This window comes from Ruegeria sp. BE1, from assembly GCF_056538885.1.
Genome location: NZ_JBQFTY010000003.1, coordinates 85,519 through 104,392 on the forward strand (window position 1 = coordinate 85,519; position 18,874 = coordinate 104,392).

Genomic DNA, 18,874 nt, shown 5'->3' on the forward strand with positions numbered 1-18,874 from the left:
GATGAAACAGTTTTACGGCACCGAATTGCCTAACCCGCTGATGCTGGGCACGGCGCAATATCCCAGCCCTGCCATTCTGGAACAGGCGTTTCGCGATAGCGGCGCGGGTGTGGCCACCGTCTCACTGCGCCGCGAATCCGGGGCGGGGCAGACATTCTGGCAGATGATCCGCGATCTGGGCGTGTTGGTTCTGCCGAACACCGCCGGGTGCCATACGGTCAAAGAGGCCGTGACCACCGCCCATATGGCGCGAGAAGTGTTCGACACAAAGTGGATCAAGCTGGAGTTGATCGGCCACACGGACAGTCTGCAACCGGATGTGTTCCAACTGGTCGAGGCCGCACGCATTCTGACCGAGGACGGGTTTGAGGTTTTTCCCTACACCACCGACGATCTGATCGTGGGCGAACGTCTGCTGGCGGCTGGGTGTGAGGTGCTGATGCCCTGGGGCGCGCCGATTGGCTCGGGGCGGGGGTTGAACAACGAATACGCTTTGCGCGCCATGCGGGCAGAATTTCCTGATGTGCCGTTGGTGATTGACGCGGGCATTGGTCTGCCCAGCCATGCCGCGCACGCGATGGAGCTGGGCTATGACGCCGTTCTGCTGAACACGGCTGTCGCGCGGGCGGGTGATCCTGTGGCCATGGCGCGGGCCATGATGCAGGCGACCCTTGCCGGGCAACTGGCGCATCAGGCCGACCCGATTGAGGCGCGCGATATGGCCGAGCCCTCGACCCCCGTGATCGGAAAGGCGTTTTTGTCATGAGATTGGATCGGTTCTACCCGATCTTCGATCATTCCGACTGGTTGCGGCGGATGCTGCCCCTTGGGGTCAAGCTGGTGCAGTTGCGGATCAAGGATCAGCCTGACGCGGTGGTGCGCGAACAGATTGCTTTGTCGCGTGATCTGTGCCGCCAGCATGGTGCAGTTCTGGTGGTCAATGACTACTGGCAGGCCGCCATTGAGGCCGGATGCGACTGGATTCATCTGGGGCAAGAAGATTTGGATGAGGCCGATCTGAACGCGATCCGCAAGGCCGGGCTGAAACTGGGCGTCTCAACCCATGATGACGACGAACTGGAACGGGTACTGGCCATGGACCCCGACTATGTGGCGCTGGGTCCGGTCTATCCGACCATTCTGAAAAAGATGAAGTGGGAGCAGCAGGGCCTGCCCCGCGTCACCGAATGGAAGGCGCGCGTGGGCGACATCCCCTTGGTCGGGATCGGCGGCATGAGCGTTGAGCGCGCGCCGGGTGTGTTGCAGGCGGGCGCGGATATCGTCTCGGTCGTGACTGACATCACGCTGAACGCGGACCCCGAATCCCGTGTGCGCGAATGGATTGAGGTCACGCGATGAGCCGTTATGCCCGCCAGACGATCCTGCCCGAACTGGGTGCAGACGGGCAGGGTCGCCTGTCCGCCGCACGTGTACTGGTGGTGGGCGCGGGCGGATTGGCCGCCCCGGTCCTGCCGTTGCTGGCCGGGGCTGGGATCGGGCATCTGACGATCATGGACCGGGATGAGATCGCCCTGTCAAACCTGCACCGGCAGACGTTGTTCACGCCGTCTGACTGTGGCCGCCCAAAGGCCGTGGTCGCGGCTGAACGTTGCCGCGCGTTGAACGATGAGTGCGATATTGTTGCCGAAGAACAGGCTCTAACTAGTGCGAATGTCACTGAATTTGTTCAGCAAGTCGATCTAGTTCTGGATTGCGCCGACAGCTATGCGGCAAGCTATACTCTGTCTGACACCTGCCTTGCCCTTGGCAAACCTTTGATTAGCGCCTCGGTGCTGGGGCTGACCGGCTATGTGGGCGGGTTCTGCGGTGGGGCTCCGTCATTGCGGGCTGTGTTCCCCGACGCGCCGGACAGCGGTGCCAGTTGCGCAACGGCCGGTGTGCTTGGCCCGGTTGTCGGGATCATGGGTGCGATGCAGGCGCAGATGGTGCTGAACTTGATCCTTGGCCTGCAACCCTCGCCCTTGGGTCAGATGGTGCAGTTTGACGCGCGGACCTTTCGCAGCACCACGTTTCGTTTTGATGGCGCCCCGGAGCCTGCACGGCATTTCTCATTCCTGTCTGCTAACCAATTGCGCGCGGACGATGTGATCGTCGAACTCCGCAGCGCAGAGGAAGCGCCTGAACCGATCCATCCCAACGCGCGGCGCACGACTACTGCAAACATCAAAACAGAGCCTAATAAGGATAAAAGGCTAGCACTTTGCTGCGCCACTGGCCTGCGGGCCTGGCGCGCGGCAGAAGAATTGCAACCGGATTGGCCGGGCGAGATTGTCCTCGTCGCGGCCTCAACCTCGTGAACGAAAAGGACCCGCGAGATATGAAGAAACTGATGACAGCCATCGCCCTGCTGGCCGCCGCGCCTGCCTGGGCCGAGGATAAGATGACCGTTCTGCTGGACTGGTTCGTCAACCCCGATCACGGCCCCATCATCGTGGCGCAGGAAAACGGGTATTTCGCGGATGAGGGGCTTGAGGTTGAAATCATCCCGCCTGCCGATCCGTCGGCCCCGCCGCGCCTTGTGGCCGCCGGTCAGGCGGATTTGGCGGTGTCCTATCAGCCCCAGCTGCACCTGAAAATCCACGAAGGCCTGCCCCTGAAACGCGTTGGCACGCTGGTTGCCACGCCTCTGAGCTGCCTGCTGGTGCTTGAGGACGGGCCGATCAAAACACTGGCCGACCTTAAGGACAAAAAGATCGGCTTCTCGGTCGCTGGTGTCGAAGAGGCAGTGCTGTCGGCCATGTTGAACACGCATGGCGTCGCGTTGGATGATATTGAATTGATCAACGTCAACTTTTCGCTCTCGCCTTCTTTGATGAGCGGTCAGGTGGACGCGGTGATCGGGGCCTTCCGGAACTTTGAACTGAACCAGATGGATATCGAAGGTGTCGCGGGCCGCTGCTTCTATATCGAGGAAGAAGGCGTGCCGCCCTATGATGAGCTGATCTATGTGGCGAACCCGGACACGATGGACGCCGACAAAGTGGCGCGTTTTCTGGCCGCGACCGAAAAGGCGACTCAGTTCATCGTGAACAACCCGCAGGAAAGCTGGGAGGTTTTTGCCAGCACCTCTCCCGAGTTGCAGGATGAACTGAACGCCCGCGCCTGGGTCGACACGCTGCCCCGTTTCGCCCTGCGCCCGGCGGGGTTTGATGCCGGTCGCTATGCTCGGTTCGAGGCATTCCTGAAAGACAGTGGCATGATCGACAGCCTGAACCCGGTCAGCGACATCGCCATTGATGTGACCGCGCAATGAGCGGATATGGCAAAGCTTTCGCGCTGATGCGCGACGCGGCGCAGGGGCCGTGGCGGGATTATACCCGCCACGCCTTTGTCCAAGGGTTGGGGGATGGAACCCTCCCGCGCGCCGCGTTCCTGCATTATCTGCGGCAGGATTACGTGTTCCTGATCCATTTCTCGCGGGCCTGGGCGCTGGCGGTGGTGAAATCGGAAACGCATGCGGAAATGCTGACGGCTGTGGGCATGGTGAACGCATTGGTCGCCGAGGAAATGCAGCTGCATATCGGCATTTGCGAAGCGGCCGGGATTTCGCAGGAGGAGTTGTTCGCAACCCCAGAACGGGCCGAAAATCTGGCCTATACGCGGTTCGTGCTTGAGGCCGGGTATAGTGGAGATTTGCTGGACCTTCTGGCGGCCCTGGCACCCTGCGTCATGGGCTATGGTGAGATCGGCGCACGGCTCGCCTCTGAGGCCACATCAGAGACCTATCGCGACTGGATCAACACCTATGCCAGTGATGACTACCAGGGCGCATGTCAGGCGGTTGGAGATCTATTAGATTCGGCTCTAACACGGCGAATTGGGGTTGAATTTGAAGCCTCTACGCGTTGGGACCGTCTATGCCGGACCTTCCGCACAGCAACCGAGCTTGAGGTCAATTTCTGGCAGATGGGCCTGACCCCGTGACGCAAGCGCCTGACCTGACCATCAGCGGTTCAGCCACAATCAACGGCGCACCTTTGTTCGCGCCGTTGACCCTGACCCTTGCGACGGGGCAGTGGACGTGCCTGCTGGGCGGGTCAGGTGTGGGGAAAACCACCGTTCTGCGCCTGATTGCCGGGCTGGAGACGGGCGCAGACTTCAACGGGCAGATCGTCGCCAGTGATGCGCAGCCAGTCCCAAACCGGGTCGCTTACATGGCGCAGGATGACCTGCTGCTGCCTTGGGCGACGGTGGCGCAGAATGTGTCTCTGGGCGCACGTCTGCGGGGCGAAAGACCCGATCTGGTCTGCAGGGACCGTCTGATCGAACGGATGCGGTTGCAGGACCATATGGGCAAGAAACCCGGCGAGCTTTCAGGCGGCCAACGCCAGCGCGTTGCCTTGGCGCGCACGTTAATGGAGGATCGCCCGATTGTTTTGCTGGATGAGCCGTTCTCGGCCCTTGATGCCAGAACACGCGCTGACATGCAGGACCTTGCGGCCGAGGCGCTGGCGGGACGCACCGTCTTGCTGGTGACCCATGACCCGGCCGAGGCCGCGCGGTTGGGCCAATCCATCGTGGTGATGACCGCGCAAGGCTTGACTGCGTGCAATCCACCCTCAGCCCCGGCCCCGCGCCATGTGGATGATCTGGAAACGCTGGAAACGCAGGGCGCGTTGCTGCGTTTGCTGAGAGAGGCGGCATGAAACTTCTTTCGGGCCTTGCAGCGACCGTCTTTGCCGTCGCGCTCTGGCAGGCGATTGTCAGCCTGACGGGCTTGCCCAGGTTCATACTGCCCGGCCCGGCTTTGGTGGCCGAAACATGGTGGCAGAACCGCTGGTTGATTGCCGAACACACATGGATCACGGCGGTCGAGGTGGTGATCGGTCTGGCCGTCGGCACGGTGCTGGGCGTGATCACCGCGTTACAGCTGGCCAATTCGCGGGCCGCGCGGGTGTTGGTGCAGCCCATGCTGGTCTTTACTCAGGCGCTGCCGGTCTTTGCGCTGGCGCCGCTGTTGACGCTGTGGCTGGGCTATGGGTTGTGGTCCAAGGTCGCGATGGCGGTTCTGATCATCTATTTCCCGATCACCTCGTCCTTCTTTGACGGTTTGATGCGCACGCCGCCGGGTTATCTGGACCTTGCCCGCACCATGCAGGCCAGCCCGCGCGCTGTGCTGTGGCATATCCGCATTCCGGCGGCGCTGCCCTCGCTGGCATCCGGGATGCGGCTGGCGGCGGTTTATGCGCCGATCGGGGCGGTGATTGGTGAATGGGTCGGATCGTCCAAAGGACTTGGCTATCTGATGTTGTTGGCCAATGGGCGCGCCAAGACCGATCTGATGTTTGCCGCGATGCTGACCTTGGGGGTATTTTCCATCCTGCTGCATCTGACCATTCGCCGCGCCACGGTGCGCATGGCGGGTGAGGGGCGTTAACCATTCGGAAACCGATTCTGCGTCAGGGTGAGGCCATGACCAAAGACGCCTTTGCCGAAGCCCCCATGCTGTTTGAAACGGATGAAGCGCCCGCGCAGCCGCTGCCGTCTGGTCGATTGCCCTCCTATATCAAAGACCACCGCAAGCGGTTGCGCGAAAGGTTCATGTCCGGCGGGTCTGCCGCGATGCCGGATTATGAGCTGTTGGAGCTGGTCCTGTTCCGATCGATCCCCCGGCAGGATGTGAAACCGTTGGCGCGGGCGCTGATGGACACGTTCGGGGATTTCAACCGGGTGTTGACCGCGCCCGAGGAACGGCTGCGTCAGATCAAGGGCGTGGGCGATACGGTGATCACCGATCTGAAAATCCTTGAAGCCTGCGCCCATCGCATGGCCCGCGCACGGGTGATGCAGCGGCATGTGATCTCGGGCTGGGATGCGTTGCTGGATTACTGTCACACTACCATGGCCCATCGCGAGACCGAGCAGTTCCGGGTGTTCTATCTGGACCGCAAGAACGTATTGATCGCAGATGAAGAACAGGCCAAGGGCACCGTTGATCACGTGCCGGTTTACCCGCGAGAGGTGGCGAAACGGGCGTTGGAGCTGAATGCCTCGGCCCTGATTTTGGTACATAACCACCCCTCGGGCGATCCGACTCCGTCACAATCGGATATCGACATGACCAACCGGATACAGGATGCCTGTCTGGCGCTGGGGCTGACACTGCATGACCATCTGATCATCGGCAAATCAAATGAGCTGAGCTTTCGGTCTGAAGGGTATTTATAGGGGGCGTTGCCCCCTCTTGGCCTTGCAGGCCAATTCACCCCGACCGTATTTTGAACGAGAAGAAGATGGGGTTATTGCACCCAGACCTCGACCCGGCGGTTGATTTTGCGGCCCCATTCGGTGTCGTCACAGGCCATGGGCATTGCCTCGCCAAAGCCGTCGACATCCAGTGCGATACTCTCGGGGATGGCGGTTTCCACGGCGGCCAGAACGGCGTTGCGCACGGTCTTGGCGCGCAGCAGGGAAATCCGCGCGTTTGAGGCGGCGGCCCCGTCACCATCGCTGAACCCTACGAAAAGCAGTTTGCGGGCGTCCAGGGTTCCGGCCTCAAGTTGTTGCGCCAAGTGCAGGATGTTGGAGCGGGATTGCGCATCGGGGCGGGAGGACCCGGCCTCGAACCGGAAGGACAGAGACAGGCGCGACAGGGGGCGTAGGGTGGTGACCATGCGTTGCAATTCGTCCAACCCCACCTCGGACCCGCCAGAGGCGACGGCATTTGCAAACCGGTTGCCCTGCTGGTCGATGGGCAGGGTTTCGGGGGCCTGATCGACAAAGCCTGCGTCACGGATGGCCAATTGCGCCCCGGGGCTTTGGGTATAGGCCAGGAACTGGCGGGCGATCCGGGGCAGCCGGCGGTCGGGCAGGTACAGGAACATGGGCGAGGTCAGGGGGTAATCCTCGGTCTTGATCGATTGCCTGTTGGCGATCAGAGCATGGCCGCAACCCCCCGCCAATGGCAGGGCGCGGGCCGCGCCCGCCTCGGCCTGACTGGCAAAGCCAATGGCAAAAGGGTCATCGGCCACCTTGCGTACCAGATCGCTGCTGCGCACGTGCCGGGTGACCTGGGCTGTCAATGTGGCATTTGCGGGTCTCAGCAAGCGATCCTCGATATCTTGCGCCAGCCCGGTTTCAGCATCCGGAAGATGCAGCGCAATCGGGGCGTCCGGCCCCCCGAGGGCAGACCAATTGTCGATCTCGCCCGACAGCACAAGGACCAGATCGGCCAGCGATATGTGTGGCAAAGGATTGTCCGGGGCCACAACAGGCACGAGGGCATCCAGCGCCACCACCCGAGACCGGCGGGGGTGGTTCAGATCGCCCAGACCAGCTGCGAGGGCGGCGTCATTTTCCGTCGACCGGACCTCACGCATGGCCATGACGATATCGGCTTTATCTGCGATCAGATCGGCAAAGCCACCGCTGGTGGTGCCAATATCAAAGAAAAACCGTCCAAGGGGGCTGGCGCGACCGTTTTGATGCAGCTCGTAGACCGAACCGGTGCTGTCGTGTTCAACTGTCAGCCCCTCATGCCGGGCAAACGCCTTTAGCAACGCAGGCATGACAGTTTCGGCCATTGCGGAGGCGCCGGACAGGCGCAGTTCGGCCACGAAATCCGTCAGGCTGGGGCAGGCCGGACCGTCGCAGGTCACGCCGGAGCCGTCGACCGTCAGCTCACCGAATTGCGTATCGACGCGGTAGAATTCACCATCAAAGCCCAACAGGGTACCTGTCACCTCAACCTTGCCATCATGCGAAGTCAGGGTGATATCCTGCGCCTGCAGGGGTGTTGTGGATACTGCCGTCAACAGTGCAGCGGCGGCCACACGGAAAAATGTCATAGAGGGTCAAGCCTGCCTGCGGTTTTATTTGGCCGCGATTGTCAGGTTTTGAAGCAGATTATTCAACACCAGAAACTCACCTGTTTGCGCGCAATCCGGAAAGCTGATGGTCAGGTCGCGTGATTGCAGGCTGCGATCAGTGCCCAGGTGCAGGGATTGAACGCTGAGGTCACGGCCGCAATTGGCCTGGGTCACCTGCGCTTCGACCGTCAGTTGTATCTGGCCTGATTGGTGAGACTGCGCAATCGGGAAAGAGTATATCTCAAGGTTGCGGGCATCGCTTAACGTGCTGTTCGACAGGCGCACCACGTTGCCCGCGCCGTCGTCGGACCCGGCTGAGACATGACCCGCCTCGCCATAGCTGGCGCCGAATTCCAGGGCATGGATCTGCAGATCGGTCTCACCCTGCCATTGCAGGGCTACGCGGGAATACTGGCTGATGTCGGGGATGTGAGTGGTGGCGACGGTGCCTTTCTGATCCTCGGGTGAAATCAGAAAGATCGCGTATTCCGACAGGGCTGGTATCGTCAGGTCGAGCGTACCGTTTGCGTCTGCCTGTTGCGTGACCGTCAGGCCGCTGTGATGCACATCGATGCGTTGATGGCCATGGCAGGGGGCTTTGACGATCAGACGGGCGCTGCCACCCGGGGCGGCATGGGCACGCGCGCTCAGCTTGCAATCGGTGTGGTCAGAGGGGGCGGACCGATTGGGTGTTAACCTGCGCTGAACCGCCGTACCGTTTGCGTCACTGTCCGGGGCGGGGGTCGCTGAGGTCAGAACAATATCCTCAAGCCCGGGAACGACTGCGTTCGGGTCCGTGGTCGCAACCTCAGTGCCCTGCGTTTTGTCCGACCACGCAGGGATTCCATTCTGCATCAGGTAACCAATAGCCAGCGCGCAAACGACAGTGCCGCCGGTGGTCACGTAGTTCTTTATGACAAACAAGACACCCTCCCCAGTTGAAGGAGCGAGTCGCATATTGATCATGAAACACGGCCAATATGTGGCCGTGGCGGGGACTCAATGTGTCTGATTTGTGCCTGACGTTAGGTCAGGCGACCGTGGCAATGCTTGAATTTTTTGCCCGATCCGCAAGGGCAGCGGTCATTGCGGGACGGGTTGCCCCATGTGTCGGGATCGTTCTCGTCAAAGCCGGGCAGCGGGTCACCCGAAGCTTCGGCCTCGGCCACAGCCTCGGCGCGGTCAGTGGCCTGTTCCACCGACTTTTGCGCCTGCTCTTGCTGCGCCTGCATCTGGGCCAGCATCTCGCGCTGCTCTTCTTCGGTCAGCGGACGCACGCGTGACAATTGCTGAGTCACGGTTTCGCGCAGAGAATCCAGCATGCTTTCGAACAGCTGGAAGCTTTCGTTCTTGTATTCGTTCAGCGGATCGCGCTGGGCGTATCCGCGGAACCCGACGACCGAGCGCAGATGCTCCAGCGTCAGCAGGTGCTCGCGCCATTTGCTGTCGATGGTGTTCAGCAGAACCTGCTTTTCGATGTTGCGCATGTTTTCGGGGCCAAAGGCAGCGGCCTTTTGCGCCATCATCTCATCTGCGGCGTTGACCAGACGCTCACGCACCTGTTCGTCATCCACGCCTTCTTCGGCGGCCCAGTCCTGAACTGGCGCGTCGATGGTCAGCTTGTCCTTGATCGCCTCGTGCAGGCCATCCGTGTCCCACTGATCGGCATAGGATTTGGGCGGCATGTATTCGTCGATCAGATCGTCGATCACCTGTTCGCGCATGTCCGACACGATCTCGGACAGATCATCGGCAGACATGATCTCACGCCGTTGGCTGAACACCACTTTCCGCTGATCGTTCATCACGTCGTCAAATTTCAGGACGTTCTTGCGCATGTCAAAGTTGCGGCCTTCGACCTTGGATTGCGCGCGTTCCAGCGATTTGTTCACCCAGGGGTGGACGATCGCCTCGCCCTCTTTCATGCCCAGCGTAGTCAGGACCTTGTCCAACCGTTCCGAGCCGAAGATACGCATCAGATCGTCTTCGAGGCTGAGGTAGAACACCGTCCGCCCCGGGTCGCCCTGACGGCCCGAGCGGCCGCGCAGCTGGTTGTCGATGCGGCGGCTTTCGTGGCGTTCAGAGGCCATCACATATAGGCCACCGGCGGCCAGCACCTTTTCTTTCTCTTCGGCGTGGTTCGCTTCTTCCGCGGCGCGCAGCTCGGCGGGGTCGGCCTCGGGGTTTTCGGCCAGCGCCTTGAGGACTTTCATCTCGACATTGCCGCCCAGCTGAATGTCGGTGCCGCGACCGGCCATGTTGGTGGCGATGGTCACCGCACCCAGACGGCCCGCATCGGCGACGATCTGCGCCTCTTGCTCATGCTGGCGGGCGTTCAAAACATTGTGTTCGATACCCTCTTTCTGCAGCAAATGGCTCAGCAGTTCGGATTTCTCGATCGAGGTGGTGCCCAGCAGAACCGGCTGACCTTTTTCCTGCGCCTCTTTCGTCTGTTCGATCATCGCACCGTATTTCTCGCCTGCGGTGCGATAGACCTGATCGTCTTCGTCCAGACGCGCGATTGGCTTGTTGGTCGGAACCTCAACCACGCCCAGACCGTAGATTTCGGCAAATTCCTCGGCCTCGGTCAGCGCGGTGCCGGTCATGCCGCCCAACTTGTCATAGAGGCGGAAATAGTTCTGGAAGGTCACGCTGGCCAGCGTCACGTTCTCGGGCTGAATTTGCACGCCTTCCTTGGCCTCGATGGCCTGATGCAGACCTTCGGACATGCGGCGGCCCGGCATCATCCGGCCGGTGAATTCATCGATCAGAATGACGTTGCCGTCGCGGACGATGTAATCCTTGTCGCGCGTGAACAGCTTATGCGCGCGCAGGCCCTGATTGACGTGATGCACCACCGTGGTGCTTTCGGGATCATAGAGCGAATGCCCCTCGGGGATCAGCCCGGCTGCGATCAGCTGCTGTTCCAGAAACTCGTTGCCTTCATCGGTAAAGGTCACGTTGCGCGACTTTTCATCCAGCGTGAAATGATCATCCGCCAGCGTCGGGATCAGCGCATCAATCGCGGTGTACAGGTCCGAGCGGTCCTGAGACGGGCCCGAGATGATCAGCGGCGTCCGCGCCTCGTCGATCAGGATCGAGTCAACCTCGTCCACAATCGCAAAGTTATGATATTTCTGGTAAATCTGATCCAGATCGGCCTTCATGTTGTCGCGCAGATAGTCGAACCCAAGCTCATTGTTGGTGGCATAGGTGACGTCGCAGCCATAGGCAGCCTTCTTTTCGGCATCGGGCTGGCCCGACCAGATCACGCCGGTGGTCATGCCGAGGGCGGCAAACACCTTACCCATCCATTCCGAGTCGCGCTTGGCCAGGTATTCGTTCACCGTGACGACGTGCACGCCCTTGCCGGTCAAGGCGTTCAGATAGGCGGGGAAGGTGGCGACCAGCGTCTTGCCCTCACCCGTTTTCATTTCCGAGATGTTACCCTGATGCAGGAAGGCGCCGCCCATCAGCTGCACGTCAAAGGCGCGCAAACCCAGCGCGCGTTTGGCACCTTCGCGGACGTTGGCAAAGGCCTCGGGCAGCAGGTCGTCCAGGCTTTCGCCGTCCAGCGCGCGTTTGCGCAATTCTTCGGTCTTTTCGATCAGACCTTCGTCAGTGAGCTTTTCGAACTCGGGCTCCATCGCGTTGATCTTGTCGATCAGGGGGCGGGTCGCCTTGATCTTGCGGTCGTTCGGTGTTCCGAACACCTTTTTGGCGAGCGTTCCGAGTCCCAGCATGTTCACTCCAGCGGATCTGTTCTTGTCTTGGTTGCGACAGGCTTGCCCACCTTGCGCGCAACCCATAGATACGGGGGGAGAAAGGCGGCCCTGTCCAAGGCTTCAAAGCGATGTAAGCGGCAGGTTCCAGAGTGTCAACGCTGCGCCCTGTCGCGGCAAACAAATAGGATGATTCCATGCCCAAAGGCCTCACTTTTCTGCCATCGCTGGCGTTTGCTGCCGTGATGGCCCTGCCGCTGGCCGCCGAAACCCAGCCCGATCCAAGTGCTGTTGTCGCCCGTGTGAACGGTGAAGAGATCACGCTGGGTCACGTCATCGCCACCGCTGCGGCGCTGCCGGAGCAATATCAGCAGATCGAGGATGACGTGTTGTACGAGCTGATCCTGGACCAGTTGATTCAGCAGCAGCTTCTGGGTCAGCAGCAGGACGCATTGAACACGCTCAACACGCTGGCCATTGAAAATGAAACCCGGTCGCTGCGCGCGGTGCAGACCGTCAACACCCTGATCGAATCCGAACTGACGGATGAGGTGATTCAGGACGCCTATAACGCAGAATACGCGGATTTCGAAGGTGTGGATGAGTTCAACGCCAGCCATATCCTTGTGGAAACCGAAGATCAGGCCAAAGACCTCAAGGCCCAGCTGGATGATGGCGCCGATTTTGCCACGCTGGCCAAAGAGCATTCGACCGGCCCCTCGGGCCCCAATGGGGGTGAGCTGGGCTGGTTCGGCACTGGCCAGATGGTGCCTGAATTTGAGGCCGCCGTGCTGAGCCTGGAAAAAGGTCAGGTCTCGGACCCGGTCAAAACCCAGTTCGGCTGGCACGTTGTCACCCTGAACGACAAGCGCAAATCCGAGGCCCCCGCGCTGGAGCAGGTGCGCGCCCAGCTGACGCAGACCCTGCAGCAGGACGTCATTCAGGCCCGCATCGATGAACTGACCCAAGCGGCCGAGATCGAACGCCCGACCCCCGAAGGCGTAGGCCCCGAGGCACTGCGTCAGATCGAGCTGATTCAGGAGTAAACCCCGTGGCCACGATTACCAAGGTCTCTCCGCTGGCCCCGGCGGGCTTTCCCGACTTGCCTGCCATAGATGGTGTGCGGTTTGCCACGGTTGAGGCAGGCGTGCGCTATCAGGGTCGCACGGATGTGATGCTGGCGGTGCTGGATCCGGGCACATCTGTGGCGGGTGTGTTCACCCGCTCGGCCACCCGCGCCGCGCCCGTGCTGGATTGTCAGGACAAGATCGGCGGGGCCAGCGATGGCCCGGCGGCCGTTCTGGTCAATTCCGGCAATGCCAACGCGTTCACCGGGCATTACGGGCAGACCTCGGTCGCCGAGGTGACACAGGCCGTGTCCAAAGCCACCGGCGTTCCGGTCGGGCGGGTCTTTACCGCCTCAACCGGCGTGATCGGTGAGCCGCTGCCCCATGACCGGATCGTTTCGCAGCTTGAGACGCTCAAGGCTGGCCTCAGCCGTCACGCCATCGAAGACGCGGCGCGGGCGATCATGACCACCGACACCTTCCCGAAAGGGGCCAGTGCGCAGGTCGAGATTGATGGCAAAACAGTCTCTATTGCGGGGATTGCCAAGGGTTCCGGCATGATCGCGCCGGATATGGCGACGATGCTGGTTTACATCTTCACCGACGCGCAGGTCGAGCAATCGGCGCTGCAGGCGATGCTGGGCGCGCAGACGGATCGCACGTTCAACTGCATCACGGTGGACAGCGATACCTCGACCTCGGACAGCTTGCTTTTGTGTGCTACGGGTGCCTCGGGCGTGGATGCCACCGGAAACGCGGGTTTTGCTCAGGCGCTGGAAACGGTGATGCTGGACCTTGCGCAGCAAGTTGTGCGCGACGGTGAAGGCGCCACGAAGTTCGTAGAAATTCGTGTGACGGGTGCCGCCACGGATGCCGACGCCAAGGTGCATGGTCTGGCGATTGCCAACTCGCCCTTGGTGAAAACCGCGATTGCGGGCGAAGACCCTAACTGGGGCCGCGTGGTTATGGCCATCGGCAAATCAGGGGCGGCTGCGGATCGCGACCTGCTGAGCATTTCTTTCGGCGATATTCTGGTGGCCGAAAAAGGCTGGGTCAGCCCCGATTACCGCGAAGAAGAAGCTGCCGCATACATGAAAGGTCAGAACCTTGTGATCGCAGTCGATCTGGGGCTGGGCGATGGCGCATCCACCGTTTGGACCTGCGACCTGACCCACGGCTATATCGAGATCAACGCGGATTATCGTTCATGAAGACCGTTCTGGTGTCGGCCGTCGCCCTGATCGATGTCGAAGGCCGGGTGTTGCTGGCGCAGCGCCCGGAGGGCAAGTCCATGGCCGGTCTGTGGGAGTTCCCGGGCGGCAAGGTCGAACCCGGCGAAACCCCCGAGGTCGCCCTGATCCGCGAGCTGGAAGAGGAACTGGGCATCAACACCTGGGCCTCCTGCCTTGCACCGCTGACCTTTGCCAGCCACAGCTATGAAGACTTCCACCTGTTGATGCCGCTCTTTGCCTGCCGAAAATGGGAGGGCATTCCGCAGTCCAAAGAAGGACAGGCGCTGAAATGGGTCCGCGCGAATGACCTGCGGAACTATCCGATGCCGGCGGCGGACGTCCCGCTGATCCCGATTTTAAGGGATTGGTTGTAAGTGGACTTTAGATCAAGGGTTTGAGCAGTCCCCGCATTGGTTGCGTCACACGCAAATACCGCCGTAAACAGTGCTGAGGCTTGAAACGCTTGCGCCCTGAGTCTCCCAATGAACACGCCAAACGAATGTGCAAAGAAACCGGGGTTTCTCAAAAACGGCAAAGTTATTGTCTGTATTGACTGCAAATCCCTGGGCCTCCAACCGTGAGGTGAGCTCGTCTTCAGAGATAGGTAGTTGAAATTCGGCTTTTACACGCCGTTCAAACTCTTGCTTTGCTTCTGAAAAGCTGTTGGGCAAGTTTCTTCCGATTTCTGGTGGGATTGGAAGTGGAGGAAACAGCAGTAAGTAACCTGCGCAAATCACCAATGCAAAAAAGAAGAGACCAAGTAGAAGTGCTTTCTTCAACATTAGTAGCTTAGAACTTTCTATAAAATGATAATGGCGCCACGTTGCGTTGTTTTTGTCTATTTAACAAGTGCTTGGTAGTTTTCTACCAACTAGAACAAGCTCTTTTTGGGTATTTGGTATTCGGATGCTGTGTCTCTTTCTCTTCCAAAACAGCCGCCCTTACCCCTGTTACAATTCGTAAGAATTGAGAAAACATCAGGCAAAACTTGACGCTGATCGTGCCTCTGTCTCTTAATCGGGGCATTGGCGTTCGGGCCTGACCCGAACCCGCCATTTCCGGCCCGGGGAGGGGTCGGGTGGGGAGGAGAGAAAGATTGGCTCAGACGCAATCGGGCGCTGAAGGGTTGGACTCCCTTCCGGCGCTGCTACACCGCAATGCGACGCAGTTCGGGGACGCTCCGGCTTATCGGGAAAAGGAATTCGGGATCTGGCAAGGCTGGACCTGGGCGCAAACCGCCGCCGAGGTGCGCAAGCTGGCGCTGGGGTTTCTGGAGATCGGCGTTGAAAAGGGCGACCACATCGCCGTCATAGGCCGCAACCGTCCGGCGCATTACTGGTCGATGGTGGCCGCGCAGATGGTGGGCGCAGTTCCGGTGCCGCTCTATCAGGACTCGGTTGCCGAAGAGATGGCCTATGTTCTGGAACACTGCGGCGCGAAATACGTCGTCTGCGGTGATCAGGAGCAGGTCGATAAGGTCATCGAGATTCAGGAGAACCTGCATCAGGTCAAACACATCCTCTATACCGACAAACGCGGGATGCGGAAATATGACCACAGCCAGATGAACGCGCTGGACGACATCATGGCCGAGGGCAGCGCGGGTCACGCGCGGTTCGATGCCGAGTTGGATAAGCGCATCGCGGCGCTCACTTATGACGATACCTGCGTGATGCTCTATACCTCGGGCACGACCGGAAAGCCCAAGGGTGTGGTGCTGTCGAACCGCAACGTGATCGAAAGCGCCAAGAACTCGGCCGAGTTCGACCATCTGACCCGGAATGAGGACATCCTGTCCTATCTGCCGATGGCCTGGGTGGGCGATTTCATCTTTTCCATCGGTCAGGCTTATTGGTGCGGGTTCTGCGTGAACTGCCCCGAAAGCGCCGACACGATGATGACGGACCTGCGCGAGATCGGGCCGACCTATTTCTTCGCTCCGCCGCGCGTGTTCGAGACCCAGCTGACCAATGTGATGATCCGGATGGAAGATGCGGGCAAGCTGAAGAAGCGCATGTTCCGCCACTTCATGGATCACGCCAAGAAGGTGGGCGGTCTGCTGCTGGACGGAAAACCGGTCGGCGCCATGGACCGGATGAAATACGCGCTGGGCAATATGCTGGTCTATGGGCCGCTCAAGGATACGCTGGGCTATGGCCGCTTCCGTGTTGGCTATACGGCGGGTGAGGCCATCGGGCCCGAGATTTTTGATTTCTACCGCTCGTTGGGCATCAACCTGAAACAGCTATACGGCCAGACCGAGGCGACCGTGTTTATCACCGTGCAGCCCGATGGCGAGGTACGTGCGGATACGGTGGGTGTACCTGCGCCTGCGGTTGAGCTGAAGATCGACGAGAGTGGCGAGATCCACTATCGCTCACCCGGTGTGTTCGTGGAATATTACAACAACCCGGATTCAACCGCTTCGACCAAGGATGCCGAGGGCTGGGTGGCCACGGGCGATGCCGGGTTTATCGAGGAAAACAGCGGCCATCTGCGGATCATCGACCGCGCCAAGGATGTGGGCAAGATGGCGGACGGGTCGATGTTCGCACCCAAATATGTCGAGAACAAGCTGAAATTCTTTCCCGACATTCTTGAGGTCGTGCTGTTCGGCAATGGCAAGGATCGGTGTGTGGCCTTCATCAATATCGACCTGACCGCGGTGGGCAACTGGGCCGAGCGCAACAATGTCGCTTATGGGTCTTATCAGGAACTGACGGCGCATCCGCAGGTATTGGACACCATTCGGTCCCATGTGGAAGAGGTGAACAAGTCTGTTGCTGCGGATGAGATGTTGTCAGGCTGCCAGGTGCACCGGTTTGTCGTGTTGCACAAGGAACTGGATGCGGATGATGGTGAGATGACCCGGACCCGCAAGGTGCGCCGCGGGTTTGTGGAAGAGAAGTTCAGCGACATTATCGCAGCGTTGTATGACGGATCCGAGAGCGTCTCGACCACGACCGAAGTGACTTATGAAGACGGGCGCAAAGGGTCGATCTCGGCCACGCTGCAGATCGTGGACGCACCGGTTGTGCCGGTCACACAGAAGATGGCGGCAGAATGATGGGGTGCCGAGCGCCGCTCGACCTTGCGGTCATCGCCCCGCCCGCCATCCCGTTTTTGTGCAGCTCAGGGAGGGGCTGATGCTGGATAATTCCGAAGGATATGTCACCGAAGACGGCCGTAAGATCGGCGGTGTGGTGATGGAGATGAAGAACATCACCCTGCGCTTTGGTGGTGTGGTGGCGATCAAGGATATTTCGTTCGACATTCGCGAGGGTGAAATCCGCGCCATTATCGGGCCGAACGGGGCGGGTAAGTCCTCGATGCTGAATGTAATCTCTGGGTTTTACGTCCCGCAGGAAGGCGAGGTCTGGTTCCATGGTGCCAAGCGCCCGCCGTTGCGCCCGTATGAGGTGGCGCGGCAGGGGATAGCGCGGACCTTCCAGAACATCGCTTTGTTCGAGGGTATGAGCGTTTTGGACAACGTGATGACCGGTCGGCTGAACTATATGAAGACCAACATATTCCAGCAGGCGTGGTGGAAGGGTAAGGCCGAGGCGGAAGAGGTGGAAAACCGCGAGGCGGTGGAAAAGATCATCGACTTTCTGGAGATTCAACATATCCGCAAAACGCCTGTGTCGCGCCTGCCTTACGGGTTGAAGAAACGGGTTGAACTGGCTCGTGCTCTGGCGGCGGAACCCAAGCTGCTGCTGCTGGATGAGCCGATGGCGGGCATGAATGTCGAAGAGAAAGAGGACATGAGCCGCTTTATCCTCGATGTGAATGATGAGTTTGGCACGACCATCGCATTGATTGAACACGATATGGGCGTGGTGATGGACCTGAGTGACCGGGTTGTCGTGATGGACTACGGCAAGAAGATTGGCGACGGCACACCGGATGAGGTGCGCAGCAATCAGGACGTCATCGACGCCTATCTGGGGGTGAGCCATGACTGATCCAGGCGCAACGCTGAGAAAATTCGTCGAATTTTCTTGTGCCGACCAGACCGAGCGGAGGATGTGCAATGCCTGAACAACTCGTATTTGCGATGGAAGTGATCCTCAACGGTCTGATGGCCGGGGTGTTGTATGCGCTGGTCGCGCTGGGCTTTGTGCTGATTTACAAGGCCTCGGGGATTTTCAATTATGCGCAGGGGGTTATGGCCCTGTTTGCGGCGATGACCCTGGTGGGGATCATGAATGGTCAGGTGCCCTTTTCCCATTTGATCAACGCCACCTTTGGCACTCATATCCACTATTTCGGCTGGAACGTGCCTGCGCTGTTGGCGATTGTTCTGACGATGGCGGTCATGGTCTTGCTGGCATGGGCTGTGCAGCGTTTCGTGATGCGCCATCTGGTGGGGCAAGAGCCGATCATCCTGTTCATGGCAACCATTGGTCTGGCCTACCTGCTTGAGGGCGTGGCCGACCTGATGTGGGGGTCCGAGATCAAGACGCTGGATGTGGGCCTGCCGCAGGGCATCAACCTGTGGATCGATGAAAGCACATTCAACATCTTTGGTTATGGCTTCTTCATCGACAATCTGGACATCGTGGCGACGGTGATTGCGGCGCTGCTGGTGGCTGCGCTGGTCGCGTTCAGCCAGTACACGAAACAGGGCCGTGCGATGCGCGCGGTGGCGGATGATCATCAGGCGGCATTGTCAGTGGGGATCTCACTGAACTTCATCTGGGTGATGGTCTGGTCGGTGGCCGGGTTTGTGGCCTTGGTCGCGGGGATCATGTGGGGCACGAAATCGGGTGTTCAGTTCTCGCTGTCGCTGATCGCGCTCAAGGCACTGCCGGTGCTGATGTTGGGCGGCTTCACCTCGATCCCCGGTGCCATCGTGGGCGGGCTGATCATTGGCGTGGGAGAGAAGCTGTTCGAGTTTGCCATCGGGCCGCTGGTGGGCGGCGCGACCGAGAATTGGTTTGCCTATGTGCTGGCCTTGATCTTTCTGGTGTTCCGGCCTCAGGGGCTGTTCGGCGAGAAAATCATCGAGAGGGTTTAGCGGG

18 protein-coding genes are annotated in these 18,874 nt (G+C 60.0%); 14 read left to right on the forward strand and 4 right to left on the reverse strand.

Annotated features, from left to right (window positions below; all coding sequences use genetic code 11):
• The first annotated feature begins 1 nt into the window (after position 1).
• The 8 genes from ACR0J5_RS10505 to radC are packed head-to-tail and all read left to right on the forward strand — an operon-like array spanning position 2 to position 6,189.
• Positions 2-766: a thiazole synthase gene (locus ACR0J5_RS10505; RefSeq protein WP_480653065.1), complete on the forward strand. Its 765-nt coding sequence runs from the start codon at positions 2-4 to the stop codon at positions 764-766.
• A complete protein-coding gene (locus tag ACR0J5_RS10510; protein ID WP_480653066.1) occupies positions 763-1,359 on the forward strand; it encodes a thiamine phosphate synthase in 597 nt (198 codons plus the stop codon). The genes ACR0J5_RS10505 and ACR0J5_RS10510 overlap by 4 nt, the downstream gene beginning before the upstream one ends.
• On the forward strand, positions 1,356-2,318 hold the full coding sequence (locus ACR0J5_RS10515) for a ThiF family adenylyltransferase (RefSeq protein ID WP_480653068.1): 963 nt from the start codon (positions 1,356-1,358) through the stop codon (positions 2,316-2,318). The genes ACR0J5_RS10510 and ACR0J5_RS10515 overlap by 4 nt, the downstream gene beginning before the upstream one ends.
• A 20-nt stretch (positions 2,319-2,338) precedes the next feature.
• The gene (locus ACR0J5_RS10520; protein WP_480653070.1) at positions 2,339-3,274 is read left to right on the forward strand and encodes an ABC transporter substrate-binding protein; all 936 of its coding nucleotides are present in this window, start codon (positions 2,339-2,341) and stop codon (positions 3,272-3,274) included.
• Positions 3,271-3,945, forward strand: a complete 675-nt coding sequence (gene tenA, locus ACR0J5_RS10525; RefSeq protein ID WP_480653072.1) for a thiaminase II — start codon at positions 3,271-3,273, stop codon at positions 3,943-3,945. The genes ACR0J5_RS10520 and tenA overlap by 4 nt, the downstream gene beginning before the upstream one ends.
• A complete protein-coding gene (locus ACR0J5_RS10530; RefSeq protein ID WP_480653074.1) occupies positions 3,942-4,667 on the forward strand; it encodes an ABC transporter ATP-binding protein in 726 nt (241 codons plus the stop codon). The genes tenA and ACR0J5_RS10530 overlap by 4 nt, the downstream gene beginning before the upstream one ends.
• Entirely contained in the window at positions 4,664-5,398 is a 735-nt protein-coding gene (locus tag ACR0J5_RS10535) for an ABC transporter permease (protein ID WP_480653076.1), read from the forward strand. The genes ACR0J5_RS10530 and ACR0J5_RS10535 overlap by 4 nt, the downstream gene beginning before the upstream one ends.
• A gap of 35 nt (positions 5,399-5,433) precedes the next feature.
• Entirely contained in the window at positions 5,434-6,189 is a 756-nt protein-coding gene (radC, locus tag ACR0J5_RS10540) for a RadC family protein (protein WP_170355664.1), read from the forward strand.
• A 71-nt stretch (positions 6,190-6,260) separates the two neighbouring features.
• Here radC and ACR0J5_RS10545 read toward each other — a convergent pair whose 3' ends face one another.
• The 3 genes from ACR0J5_RS10545 to secA form a co-directional block, all read right to left on the reverse strand.
• On the reverse strand, positions 6,261-7,808 hold the full coding sequence (locus ACR0J5_RS10545) for a phosphate ABC transporter substrate-binding/OmpA family protein (protein ID WP_480653078.1): 1,548 nt from the start codon (positions 7,806-7,808) through the stop codon (positions 6,261-6,263).
• A 24-nt stretch (positions 7,809-7,832) separates the two neighbouring features.
• Positions 7,833-8,753 (reverse strand): hypothetical protein, encoded by a 921-nt coding sequence (locus ACR0J5_RS10550; RefSeq protein WP_480653080.1) that lies wholly within the window; start codon positions 8,751-8,753, stop codon positions 7,833-7,835.
• A 101-nt stretch (positions 8,754-8,854) separates the two neighbouring features.
• Positions 8,855-11,572 (reverse strand): preprotein translocase subunit SecA, encoded by a 2,718-nt coding sequence (gene secA / locus ACR0J5_RS10555; RefSeq protein WP_480653081.1) that lies wholly within the window; start codon positions 11,570-11,572, stop codon positions 8,855-8,857.
• Positions 11,573-11,748: 176 nt separating this feature from the next.
• On the opposite strand from secA, the gene ACR0J5_RS10560 reads away from it, so the two are divergent.
• The 3 genes from ACR0J5_RS10560 to mutT are packed head-to-tail and all read left to right on the forward strand — an operon-like array spanning position 11,749 to position 14,224.
• Entirely contained in the window at positions 11,749-12,597 is an 849-nt protein-coding gene (locus tag ACR0J5_RS10560; RefSeq protein ID WP_480653083.1) for a peptidylprolyl isomerase, read from the forward strand.
• 5 nt (positions 12,598-12,602) lie between these two features.
• Positions 12,603-13,829, forward strand: a complete 1,227-nt coding sequence (gene argJ / locus ACR0J5_RS10565; RefSeq protein ID WP_480653084.1) for a bifunctional glutamate N-acetyltransferase/amino-acid acetyltransferase ArgJ — start codon at positions 12,603-12,605, stop codon at positions 13,827-13,829.
• Complete coding sequence (gene mutT, locus ACR0J5_RS10570) at positions 13,826-14,224, forward strand: 8-oxo-dGTP diphosphatase MutT (protein ID WP_480653086.1); 399 nt, start codon at positions 13,826-13,828, stop codon at positions 14,222-14,224. The genes argJ and mutT overlap by 4 nt, the downstream gene beginning before the upstream one ends.
• Before the next feature lie 45 nt (positions 14,225-14,269).
• Here mutT and ACR0J5_RS10575 read toward each other — a convergent pair whose 3' ends face one another.
• Positions 14,270-14,632 carry a hypothetical protein gene (locus ACR0J5_RS10575; RefSeq protein ID WP_480653088.1) on the reverse strand — a complete coding sequence of 121 codons (363 nt, stop codon included), beginning with the start codon at positions 14,630-14,632 and terminating at the stop codon, positions 14,270-14,272.
• A gap of 314 nt (positions 14,633-14,946) precedes the next feature.
• Between ACR0J5_RS10575 and ACR0J5_RS10580 the strand changes: the two genes are divergently transcribed.
• The 3 genes from ACR0J5_RS10580 (at position 14,947) to ACR0J5_RS10590 (ending at position 18,870) form a co-directional block, all read left to right on the forward strand.
• Positions 14,947-16,917 (forward strand): AMP-binding protein, encoded by a 1,971-nt coding sequence (locus ACR0J5_RS10580; protein ID WP_480653090.1) that lies wholly within the window; start codon positions 14,947-14,949, stop codon positions 16,915-16,917.
• 79 nt (positions 16,918-16,996) lie between these two features.
• Complete coding sequence (locus ACR0J5_RS10585; RefSeq protein ID WP_480653092.1) at positions 16,997-17,815, forward strand: ABC transporter ATP-binding protein; 819 nt, start codon at positions 16,997-16,999, stop codon at positions 17,813-17,815.
• A 68-nt stretch (positions 17,816-17,883) separates the two neighbouring features.
• Positions 17,884-18,870: a branched-chain amino acid ABC transporter permease gene (locus ACR0J5_RS10590; RefSeq protein ID WP_480653094.1), complete on the forward strand. Its 987-nt coding sequence runs from the start codon at positions 17,884-17,886 to the stop codon at positions 18,868-18,870.
• Positions 18,871-18,874 lie beyond the last annotated feature (4 nt).